Origin of the sequence: Leclercia sp. UBA7405, from assembly GCF_037152215.1 — a bacterium.
In the GTDB taxonomy this organism is placed as follows: domain Bacteria; phylum Pseudomonadota; class Gammaproteobacteria; order Enterobacterales; family Enterobacteriaceae; genus Enterobacter; species Enterobacter pneumoniae.
Genome location: NZ_JBBCMR010000003.1, coordinates 15790 through 27013, shown reverse-complemented (window position 1 = coordinate 27013; position 11224 = coordinate 15790). Strand labels below are relative to the sequence as shown.

Below are 11224 nucleotides of genomic sequence, written 5' to 3'. Positions count from 1 at the left end.
CTTTGAAAATAGTACGATTTAAGCGACGCAATGGTCATGAATTAAGGCTATTGTCGCATGAAAAAATGACCTCGCGCAGCAAAATGTGGCCCCTTTAGGCCGAGTTTTCGTTCATCAGCTCAATCACAATTTTGCCCTGCTCAACGCTAAGCTGCACCCGGGAGTGGGTTTTGAAACCCGCCGCTTCCAGCCAGTCGCCTTTCAGGTTCAGCGCGGCGTGCAGACTGTATCCTTTCGGCACTTTGGTCCGACGAACTTCGTGACGTCTGCGATAAGAACTTACGGTTAAATGACGAGACGGTTTTACAGTATTCAGTTCAGTCATTGCGGACTCCTTTCCTGGCCCTGAAGAAGAAAAAAAAACACCTGTATAAAATGCCAGTAAAATCACCCGATGACAAACGCAGAGCTGCGAGACTGCTTCCAAAAACGGGATGCAAAAAATGAAATCAGGCTGAAACGTGCGGCATGAAGAGGTATCATGGATGCAACTTATAAACAGGTATGCTGACATGTCCGGAAAACGCATTACGCGCGAAAAGGAGACCATCCGCAAAATGATTGCGCTCTATGAGGCGCAATGCCCTCAGGCTGTAAGCGAAGAGGGGCATTATCAGGCGCTGAATGCCTATGCGGACAAGCGTCTGGATAAATGTATTTTCGGTGAAGAAAAACCGGCCTGTAAACAGTGCCCTGTGCACTGCTATCAGCCGGCGAAACGGGAAGAGATGAAACAGGTCATGCGCTGGGCCGGGCCGCGCATGCTCTGGCGTCACCCGATTTTGACCGTACGCCACCTCATCGATGACCGCCGTCCTGTCCCGCCGCTGCCCGAAAAGTACCGCCCCAAAAAGTAGCGCTTAGCGTCGAACCGGCCGGCAGATAAATATCATCGCCACGGCGCTGCAGAGTGGGAAACAGGCCAGTTGCAGCCAGGGATAGACCGCCTGGGGCGACGGGGTAAGGGCGTAATCGAGCTGGCTGCCCAGCAACAAGTTCCCTGCCAGCACGGCGCATCCCCCTGCGGTGGCGAGTGCGCCATAGTGTGCCCCCAGCGTCGACTCGCTGGCAAACCACGGAATGATATCTTTAGCAGCAGGCACCAGCAGCATCTGCCCGAAAGTCAGTAGGGTAACGAAACAGGCCGCCGGCAGAAGACGCAGCCAGCCATCGGCCGGGGGATGGCTGGCAAACAGAGCCACGCTCACGAAAGAAGCGGCCAGCACGGCAAAGCCGACGGGCAGAATGCGCACCGCACCGGCCCGGCGGGCAACGCGTGCCAGGGGTAGCTGGAAAACGATAATGAGCACGGAGGCCAGCATAAACAGCGGGCCAAGATCTTTCTCGCTGCCGCCGGCTCGCTGAATCTCCACCGGGAGCGCCAGGTAGAGCTGGTTATAGCTCAATAGCCAGGCGCTGTAAGCGATGATAAAAGCCACAAAGCGTGGCTGCCGGAAGGTGGTCCACCAGGGTGTGATGTGTAATGGTTTTTTCTGCGCGGAGGTGGGCAGGCAAAAGTGCAGCACCATCAGTGCCACCACAAAGACTCCTGCGCCCGCCAGCGCTATCTGGCGAAAGCCGATCCCCGCCAGCAGTGCGCCTGCTACGGGTCCGAGCACAGCACCCAACTCACCGCAAACCGCAAACAGTGCGAACCACTCCGCACGGCTGCGTTTGCCTTCCGCTTCGCTACGCGTGCCCGCTTTGGCCAGCAGGGCTTCAATGGAAGGGGAGAAGAGTGCACCGCCAATGCCCGTCAGACAGGCACCGAGGATTATCGCCCCGAGGGAGTCACCCAGCGCCAGCAGCAAGTAACCCGCCACCCGCACCAGGCAGCCGCAAAGGATAACGCTACGCGCGCCAAAGCGGTCAGAGAGGGCACCGCCTACAATAAACATCCCCTGCTGGGAGAAGGTGCGTAACCCCAGGACAAGACCAATCAGCCCGCCGGAGAGCTGCATGTCATCGCGCAGGAAGATCGCCAGAAAGGGGACAACGGCGTAAAAGCCGATGTTGAACACAAACTGGCTGCCCAGTAAGACCGGCGGCCAGAGTTGTGTTGCCGGGCGCAAAGAGAGCATGGGCTTACCTGGCATCAGACGAGGAAATGGATATGTTTCTTGCCATGAAATGGCGATATTTCAATTTTCGTCTTCACGCGGAACACGTCCCACAGCAGATCTTCGGTGAGGATCGCCTGGGGTGAGCCGGTGGCAACAATCTGCCCTTTCTGCATAACAATCAGCGCATCGCAAAACATCGAGGCATGATTAAGATCGTGGATCGCCACAATGCTGGTGACCGGCAGTTCACTGATCAACTGCATCAGCTGCATTTGATGGTGAATATCCAGGTGATTGGTGGGTTCATCAAGCAGGATCTCGCTGGGGGTTTGCGCCAGCGCCCGGGCAATGTGCACACGCTGCCGTTCACCACCGGAGAGGCTTAACCAGCCCTGGGTGCTTTTTTCCAGCATATCCACCCGCTCCAGCGCCGCGTTCACGGTGGCATCATCGTGGCTGTTCCAGCCGGAAAACGCCGTATGGTGCGGAATACGTCCGAGCTTAACGACGTCACGTACCTGCATGTTGGCGTCGGTCATGCCGTGCTGTTCAACAAAGGCGACGCGCCGCGCCAGCTGCTTTTTATTGATACGTGCAATGTTATTGCCATCCAGAGCGACGGTGCCCGCGTGAGGGCGGCGAAGCCCGGCAAGCACGCGCAGCAGAGAGGATTTGCCCGAGCCATTTGGCCCCAGCAGGCCGACCGTCTGCCCCGGCGTGACCCGGAGCGAGACGTTATTGACGATGACCTTTTTGCCTACCTTCCAGGTAATGTTATCGGCGGTGATACTCATCACTTATTCCTTGAACGGTAGATAATGACGGCGAAGAAGGGTACTCCCACCAGGGCCGTGACGACACCCACCGGCAGGCTTTGCGGCGCAATCAGCATGCGGGAGGCGATATCGGCCAGCACCATCAGAATCGCCCCGGCCAGCGCACTGGCAATCAGAAGCGTACGGTGCAGAGGCCCAAAGAAGTAGCGCATCATATGGGGCACCACCAGCCCAACGAAACCGATCGAGCCTGCCATACTAACGATGGTGGCGGTAATCAGCGCGGTGACGGTAAACAAGAGCAAACGGACTTGCGGTACGGCGATCCCCAGCGATGCGGCGGCATCGTCGCCAAAGGTAAAGGCATCCAGCGCGCGGGAGTAATAGAGACAAATCGCCAGCCCCAGCAATACCACGACTAATACCAGCTGGAATTCCGGCCAGCGCACGCCACTAAAACTGCCTAACAGCCAGAACATAACGTCGCGAGCCTGCTGAGCGCTGGCGGAGGTGCTGATGGTGTATGCCGTGATGGCGTTAAACAACTGAGAGGCCGCGACCCCGGCCAGTATCGTGCGCTCATTGCCGCCACGCGCGCCGTTGGTCAGAAAGGCGACAAAGGCAAAGGCTGAAAAGGCGCCGGCAAAGGCGCCCGCCGAGAGGGTGACGGCCCCGGAGCCAATGCCGAGAACCACGACCGATACCGCCCCGGTAGAAGCCCCGGCAGAGACGCCAAGCACGTAGGGCTCAGCGAGGGCGTTTTTCAGCAAGCTTTGCAGCACGGCACCGCAGATAGCCAGCCCGGCACCGCAGCACGCCGCCACCAGAGCGCGGCTAAGACGGAAATCCCAGATCACGCTCTCGTAGATACGGTTCAGGGGAACGTTGGTCAGCCCGGCTTTGTTAGCAATCGCGTAGTAGACGGTTTGCAGGGGGATAGAGAGCTCCCCCACGCTTACGCCCAGCGCAATCACCAGCAATAAAAGCACAACAGCCAGCACGGACGAGGTGGTAAGCAGCAGGCCTTGTCGACGTTGTTGCACCACTGCTGTCATCAATTCAGCCCCAGCTTTCTGAGCTGCTCACCCACCTGCTCAGCACCGTAAATCGTACGGATGGTAGGGTTCATCGCCTGGCCGTCCATAACGACAATATGCCCTTTTTTCACGGCGTCGAGCTGGCTGACGGCCGGATCGCTTTTCAGGAATTTAATCTTCTCTTGCGCGCTATCCAGCGCCCAACGGTTGCGATCAAGGCTAGAAACAACAATCACGTCCGGGTTGGCAGCAATAATGCTTTCCCAGCCCACGGTCGGCCATTCCGTTTCAGAGGTGATGGCATTATGGCCACCCAGCACATTGGCGATAAAGCCGGACGCGCTATTTTTACCGCCGACATAGGCATCAGAGGAGGGGGAGGAGCTTGAGAACCAGAAGACGAACGACAGGTCTTTTTTATTTTTGCTGAACTCAGTGCGCAGATCGGCTTCGCGTTTTTTGAAGTCGGCAATCAGCGCCTGGCCCCGATCTTCTACGTTGAAGATTTTTGCGAAGTCTTCGATCTCTTTATAAAGGAAGGTCATGTCCCAGAGTTTCTGACGGCTGCCGTACATATCACCAATGTCTTTTTTGGTAGCGCACATGCCGGGTGACATATAGCTGTTAACGCCTACTGTCTGCAGGTCTTCACGTTTGGCAACTTTACTCTCTGGCCCCAGCAGCAGCGGAAGCTGTGCCGGTACGAAGTCCGGATTCTGGGCGAGGATAGATTCGAGACCCGGGATTTCGACCGTCAGCGTTTTGATTTTTTCGTTTTTCGCCGCCAGTTCCGGCAGGACTTTGGTTGGCCAGAAAGCGCTGGCTACGACGTGATCCTCTAATCCCAACAACAGCAAAATTTCAACGGTATTCTGGCCCAGGGCGACGACGCGTTCCGGTGCTTTTGTAAACGTCTCTTTATAGCCGCAGTTCTCAATCGTCAGCGGATAAGTGGTCGCAAAGGCGGAGCCCGCAGTGGCGAGGAACAATCCTACTGCGCTGATGATGTTTTTCATGGAACGCTATCCTTCATTAATTTTATGTTGCGCTGCCCTGGTGGTGAGCAAGATGTAAATGAAACTCATTATTATGGCGAAGCTTTATACAATGTAATATATTTGGTGTCAATGAATGACAATAACGCTATGAAATCATTGGGTATTGTAAGGGCGGAAGGGGGCGAGGCGAAACAGCCGGGCGCACAGGTCGCCCGGTCGGGGAGGTTAGTCTAAATCGGCACCGTTGCTGGCGATGACTTTTTTATACCACCAGAACGATTTCTTGCGTTTACGATCGAGCGTGCCGTTGCCGGCGTCGTCACGATCGACATAGATAAAGCCGTAGCGTTTGCTCATCTCACCGGTAGAGGCCGCCACCAGATCGATACAGCCCCAGCTGGTGTAGCCCATCAGCGGAATGCCGTCTTCAATGGCATCGCCCATCGCGCGGATATGCTCGCGCAGATAGCTGATGCGATAGTCATCGTTAATCTCGCCGTTGGCGTCAACTTCATCCTTCGCACCGAGGCCGTTTTCCACCAGGAAAAGTGGCTTCTGGTAGCGGTCATACATCATGTTCATGGTAATACGCAGACCCAGCGGGTCGATGCCCCAGCCCCATTCGCTGACTTCGATGTGCGGATTTCGCAGAGATTTAACGATATTGGCCGCGCTGGTGTTATTGGCATTCATGTCAGCGGAAGCACAACGTGACGCGTAATAGCTGAACGAGACGAAATCCACGGTGTTTTTCAGCAGTTCGTCGTCACCGGGGTCTTTAACAATGACCACCCCCTTTTCGCGGAACACGCGGGCGGAGTAGGCCGGGTAGCTGCCGCGCGCCTGTACGTCGATGAAAAAGAGATTTTCACGATCCTTTTCCAGCGCCATCCACACGTCTTCTGGCTTGCACGAGTAGGGGTAGAAGTTACCGCCTGCCAGCATGCAGCCAACCTGGTTTTCCGGGTTTACCTCATGCGCAATTTTGGTTGCCAGCGCGCTCGCCACCAGCTCGTGGTGGGCAGCCTGGTACTTCACCTGATCTTCGTTTTCGCCCTCTTCAAACACCAGTCCTGCGCCGGAGAACGGGCTGTGCAGCATGATGTTAATTTCATTGAAGGTGAGCCAGTATTTCACCAGACCGTTAAACTCTTCGAAACAGGTTCGGGCGTAGCGGGCGAAGAACTCGACCATTTTACGGTTACGCCAGGAGCCATATTCCGTCACCAGGTGCATCGGTACATCAAAATGACACAGGGTAACCAGCGGCTCGATGTTGTGCTTTTTGCACTCTTCAAATACCGCACGGTAGAAGGCAATCCCTTCCTGATTGGGTAAAGGTTCATCGCCATTAGGATAAAGGCGGCTCCAGGCAATCGAGGTGCGGAACACCGTAAAGCCCATCTCCGCCATCAGAGCGATATCTTCTTTATAGCGATGGTAAAAATCGATCGCGTTGTGGCTTGGGTAAAATTCATCCTCACGTAGCGCGAAGCGTTTTTCCTTGCCGACTTTCACCGCCAGTCGGTTGGCGCCGTGGGGGATCATGTCAACGGTGGTCAGCCCCTTTCCGCCTTCACGGTAAGCCCCTTCACTCTGGTTGGCGGCCAGTGCGCCGCCCCATAAAAATCCTTTTGGAAAAACTGACATTTTTACCTCGCTATTCACATTATGCTCGTGCTTCTGTTGCCTGCACCGGCGCAGTCTGCAGGGCGCGTGCTTTTTCGGCTTCGTCTTCTACCGGAATATCCTCAAAGCCGAGGAGCAACGTCAGCACAAAGGAGAGTACGACGGCCAGCGCCATCACGCCAAAGACCCAGACGATAGTCATTGGGTTGGCCGGATCAAAGAACTGAACGCTGGTAAACAGCCCCGGAGCGGCCATGGAGTGGCTGGCAAGACCTGCGATACCGGCCACGGCGCCACAGATAAAGCCGCTTATCAGACTGGCGATTAGCGGACGTTTCAGTCGCACCGCCACGCCATAGAGCGCCGGCTCAGAAATACCGGCCATGATGGCAGAGGCCGCGGCCGCCAGCGCCGTCTGGCGCAATTCCGGGTTTTTGGTCTTCCAGGCCACCGCCAGCGACGATCCGCCCAGCGACAGGTTGGCGCCAATTTCAGACGGCATTACCATCCCCTCTTTCCCGGTTTCGGCAATGGTTTGAATGATAGTTGGCGTAAAGACGCGGTGCATACCGGTCATAACCAACAGAGGCCACAGCGTACCCATGATGGCCACGGACAGCCAGCCCAGATAGTCATGGATGGTGTACACCAGCGCAGAGATGGCGGTACCGATCCAGATCCCCAGCGGCCCAATCAGCACAATGGCGAGCGGGGCGGCAATCAGCACGATCAGCATCGGTTTCAGGAAGTTTTTCGTTACCGCCGGGGTAATGCGATCTACCCACCGTTCGATGTACGAGAGACACCAGGTCATGACCAGCGCCGGGATCACCGTATAGGTATATTTCACCGACGTCACCGGAATAAAGGCGAACTCGACATGCTCACCCTGGGCGGCTTTGGCCATCAGCTCAATAAAGCTCGGGTGTACCAGCACGCCCGCGATGGCTATCGCCAGCGACATGTTGGTTTTGAACTTCACGGCCGCCGAGGCTGCCACCATTAGCGGCAGGAAGAAGAACGCGCCGTCACCAATCACCGTCAGGATGGTGAGGGTTGGAGCGCCCTTCGGTAGCGCGCCGGTCATCTCCAGGATCATTGCCAGCAGCTTAACCATTGAACCACCGATGATCGCCGGGATCAGCGGTGACATCGTGCCGATCAGCGCGTCGAGGATCCCGGCGCCAATGCGGCGTAAGGTCAATTTTTGCGGGCCCTGCGGCGCAGCCGGCTGTAAATCGGTCGGCAGCAGGCTCACCACCTCGCGGTAGGCCTGCGAAACGGTATTGCCGATGATCACCTGGCACTGATTATCGTTACGTACCACACCCAGAACACCGCTGATTGTCTTCAGCGTTGCGCTATCAATGGCACTCTCGTCTTTCACAACGAAGCGCAAACGCGTCATGCAGTGGGTGACGGCGGTGATGTTATCTTTGCCGCCGAGCGCGCTGACTACGGCATTCGCCAGCGCAGCATAGTTTTTGGCCATCGGGTTATATCCTGTTTTAACTGTAAGGTACGTCTTCATCGAACAGCGGGATGAGACTTAGATAGGAAACCGGTTCCACAAAATCATGAAGAGTTTCACATGATCAAACAAGATCGCATTTTGCCCATTTTTTATATTCGTGATGATGATCACCAATCAGGGTGACAAGTGTAATATTCCCGCTGCGACAATTTAATCGCCGTGAAGTACACTGCCGCTCATTAGATTGAGAGGGAAAAGTGATGACCACGATGCTGGAAGTGGCGAAGCGGGCAGGGGTTTCGAAGGCGACGGTTTCCCGGGTGCTTTCGGGCAACGGTTACGTAAGCCAGGAGACAAAAGACCGCGTGTTTCAGGCCATTGACGAGAGTGGCTATCGCCCCAATTTACTGGCGCGAAACCTCGCGACCAAACGCACGCAAACCCTGGGGCTGGTGGTAACTAACACCCTCTATCATGGTGTCTACTTCAGCGAGCTGTTGTTCCATGCCGCGCGAATGACCGAGGAGCGCGGGCGGCAGCTCATCTTGGCCGATGGCAAACACAGCGCGGAAGAGGAGCGTGAGGCGATTCAGTATCTGCTGGATATGCGCTGCGACGCGATCATTATTTATCCGCGTTTTCTCAGCGTCGATGAGATGGATGCCATTATCCAGGATCACAGCCAGCCGGTGATGGTGCTTAACCGTCGCCTGCGTAAAAACAGCAGCCATTGCGTTTGGTCCGATCACATTGCCTCCAGCGAGGCCGCGGTGACGCAGCTTATCAAGCTGGGTCATCGCGATATCGCTTTTATCACCGGCTCGCTGGACTCCCCAACCGGGATCGAACGTCTGAGTGGCTACAAAGCGGCGCTGGCCCAGCATCAGATCCCGCTGCGTGAGTCGTTGATTGTAGAGGGGAAATGGAACCCGGCGAGCGGCGCGGCGGGGGTTTCAACGTTGCTGGCTCGCGGTGAGACCTTCAGCGCACTGGTAGCCAGTAATGATGATATGGCGATTGGTGCCATCAAGCAGCTGCACGAGAGTGGGATCGCCACCCCGGCCGCGGTCTCGGTCATTGGTTTCGATGACGTTGCCATCGCCCCTTATATTGTTCCGTCGCTCTCCAGCGTCCGGGTGCCTGTCACTGAAATGATTAAAGAGACCATCAGCAGGCTGATCTTTATGCTCGATGGCGGCGATTTCACCTCACAGCAAAACTTTGCCGGCGAGCTGATATTGCGTGACTCGGTGGTGGCCGGGCCGCATCGCTAGCCTGCAGGCGGGGGAAGCCAGGCGCGGGTGAAATCGAGCCAGCCCCCTGCGGTTAAGACCATATCCTGCACATTTTCCAGGGCGTTGATTTGATAGCGATAGTGGAACAGCGGCGTACAGGTTCCCTCGTCAAAAATCTGTTGAAAGAGGGGCGTCAGTTGAGCGTTAAAGTGGGCTTCGCTGTCGCACATTTGCATAAGCTGCTGCTTCTTTTTCTGCCAGCGCGCCACGCCTAACGCGGTCTGCCAGGCGGGCTCGTAAATCAACCACTCTCCCAGCGCGAACCCGGCGTTTTCCCTCGCCAGATAATCCCCCAATAGCAGGTCGGCGTCGGCCAGCACATCCGGCTGATGCCAGCCATCACGGTCTCGCCATTCGATCTGCAACAGGCAACCGTGCCGCATCAAGTGTTGTCGCCATTTTTCTGCCAGCTCCCGCAGTTCGGGCGTGTGATAACACACCAGTTTCAGACGGGCTGGCAGCGGGCAGGCTGCCGGTTCCGGCGGTTCTTTCACGTGCAGGCCGGGCAGAATGTCGCTGCGGATCTGCAGGTCGCTGCGGGAGGCAAAGCAGCGCTGGTTAAGGCTTATCGCCTGGTGACGTAAGGCGGCGGCAAGTGCTTTGGGCAGTGCGCTATTGACCATCAGCCAGGCAAAGCCGCTGCTGGTGGAGGTCACCGCTTCCTGGGTTGTATTGCCCTTGCCTACGGTAATCCACGCCGGTTTCTCCAGCATTGAGCCGGTGCGCCAGAACTCTATCGCATGCAGTAGCGGGTGATGGCCAAAGTACCAGGGCTGACGTTCCAGCCGCAAATAATGTGAATGATGGCGGGCAATGGCAAAGGGGCCCGCGCCGATCTCGGGCTGGCGTGGATGGGGTAACCGGCAGACCGGATGCGCCAGCCGCTGTGGTAACAGCGCATCGGCGCGAGTGAGCTCGATTTCCAGACACCAGGGGGCCACCCGCGTAAGCGAGGCGATATGCTGCAACCCGACATTACGCGTCGGGTCGGCTAGCAGCTGCCGCATCGCCGTCAGGATATCGTCGTCAGTAATGGGCTGGCCGTTATGCCAGTGCGCGCCGCTACGCAGATAGAAATGCCAGCGCCGTCCCCCATCAAGAGAAGCATAGTGGTGTGCCAGATCGCCTATAGGGTGCGGTTGACCGGGTTCATTGCGGGTTAAGCCTGCATGTATCGCACAGATAATATGTTGTTCTGCGCGACGGCGTTGCAGTGCCGGATGCAGGGAGGTGAGGGGACGGTACCAGGGAATACGCAGCGTCGGCTGGTGCTTCAGCCATTTACCGCCCAGAAAGGGGGTAATGATGTGATGCAGGCTGGCGGGATCGCCATCGGCCAGCTGCAGGGCGCTTTGGTAGTCACCCTTTTCCAGGCAGGCGCGCATCAGCGGAGCGCTCAGTTCGCTGGTGGTGCGCAGGCAGTGCAGCGTGGCGCGGTGGCCGCGTCCGGGCTGCGCCTCCCAGCGTAGCCAGCCGTTTTCCGCCAGCTGGCGTAACAGGGTGCGCGCATGTCGTTCACTGCAGACCGCCACCTCCGCGACTTCGGCAAGGGTCGTTTGCCTGGGCGAAGAGCCGTAGTGCAGAGAGAGCCGCTGATACTGACGAATTTTTTGTAACAGGCGCATGGCTTTGATCGGCATCTAATGAGGTGTGTTGAGAGTGTAAGGGCTTTTCAGGGAGAAATAGGGTGGAGTTGATCAACCTGTTCCGCTTTTTGCAATAAAGCCTTTGAAAGCGTCACAACCCGGTTCGGGTCAGGATTTTTTCTCGCCGAGCGGCAGCATAAGCTCGCGTAGCCGTTCCATGCGCTGCGACGGGGTAAGATAGAGCCAGCGCCACGGCACGGGTTCGGCGGGCTGAACCTTCCTGAACCACCGCTCCAGATAAGCCAGATCCTGTTTGAGGTTTGTCATGTCACGCTCTCCCGCCGTTGAATACCGCTTCAGGTTAAG

General features: G+C 56.9%; 11 protein-coding genes. 2 read left to right on the top strand and 9 right to left on the bottom strand.

Features of this window, described 5'->3' with window-relative positions:
• Positions 1-94: 94 nt before the first annotated feature.
• Entirely contained in the window at positions 95-325 is a 231-nt protein-coding gene (locus WFN75_RS15405) for a type I toxin-antitoxin system SymE family toxin (protein WP_263617474.1), read from the bottom strand.
• A gap of 187 nt (positions 326-512) precedes the next feature.
• Between WFN75_RS15405 and WFN75_RS15400 the strand changes: the two genes are divergently transcribed.
• Positions 513-857: a nitrous oxide-stimulated promoter family protein gene (locus tag WFN75_RS15400; RefSeq protein ID WP_040074271.1), complete on the top strand. Its 345-nt coding sequence runs from the start codon at positions 513-515 to the stop codon at positions 855-857.
• A 3-nt stretch (positions 858-860) separates the two neighbouring features.
• Here the strand turns inward: WFN75_RS15400 and WFN75_RS15395 are convergent, their stop codons facing one another.
• The 6 genes from WFN75_RS15395 to ascF form a co-directional block, all read right to left on the bottom strand.
• Positions 861-2081, bottom strand: a complete 1221-nt coding sequence (locus WFN75_RS15395; RefSeq protein WP_233800749.1) for an MDR family MFS transporter — start codon at positions 2079-2081, stop codon at positions 861-863.
• Between the two features lie 14 nt (positions 2082-2095).
• Complete coding sequence (locus tag WFN75_RS15390) at positions 2096-2857, bottom strand: ABC transporter ATP-binding protein (RefSeq protein ID WP_263617475.1); 762 nt, start codon at positions 2855-2857, stop codon at positions 2096-2098.
• On the bottom strand, positions 2857-3894 hold the full coding sequence (locus tag WFN75_RS15385; RefSeq protein WP_327061485.1) for a FecCD family ABC transporter permease: 1038 nt from the start codon (positions 3892-3894) through the stop codon (positions 2857-2859). Before WFN75_RS15385 ends, WFN75_RS15390 begins: the two co-directional genes overlap by 1 nt.
• Positions 3894-4892 (bottom strand): ABC transporter substrate-binding protein, encoded by a 999-nt coding sequence (locus WFN75_RS15380; protein ID WP_040074276.1) that lies wholly within the window; start codon positions 4890-4892, stop codon positions 3894-3896. The genes WFN75_RS15385 and WFN75_RS15380 overlap by 1 nt, the downstream gene beginning before the upstream one ends.
• A gap of 207 nt (positions 4893-5099) precedes the next feature.
• Positions 5100-6524 (bottom strand): 6-phospho-beta-glucosidase, encoded by a 1425-nt coding sequence (locus WFN75_RS15375; RefSeq protein WP_040078404.1) that lies wholly within the window; start codon positions 6522-6524, stop codon positions 5100-5102.
• A gap of 19 nt (positions 6525-6543) precedes the next feature.
• Positions 6544-7995: a PTS cellobiose/arbutin/salicin transporter subunit IIBC gene (gene ascF / locus WFN75_RS15370; RefSeq protein WP_263617698.1), complete on the bottom strand. Its 1452-nt coding sequence runs from the start codon at positions 7993-7995 to the stop codon at positions 6544-6546.
• Positions 7996-8237: 242 nt separating this feature from the next.
• On the opposite strand from ascF, the gene WFN75_RS15365 reads away from it, so the two are divergent.
• The gene (locus WFN75_RS15365) at positions 8238-9251 is read left to right on the top strand and encodes a LacI family DNA-binding transcriptional regulator (RefSeq protein WP_040074278.1); all 1014 of its coding nucleotides are present in this window, start codon (positions 8238-8240) and stop codon (positions 9249-9251) included.
• Here the strand turns inward: WFN75_RS15365 and WFN75_RS15360 are convergent.
• Positions 9248-10897: an SgrR family transcriptional regulator gene (locus WFN75_RS15360; protein ID WP_336996450.1), complete on the bottom strand. Its 1650-nt coding sequence runs from the start codon at positions 10895-10897 to the stop codon at positions 9248-9250. The two genes, WFN75_RS15365 and WFN75_RS15360, sit on opposite strands and share 4 nt — an antisense overlap.
• 129 nt (positions 10898-11026) lie before the next feature.
• Positions 11027-11185, bottom strand: coding sequence for a hypothetical protein (locus WFN75_RS15355; RefSeq protein ID WP_336996449.1), 159 nt, complete (start codon positions 11183-11185; stop codon positions 11027-11029).
• Positions 11186-11224: the final 39 nt, after the last annotated feature.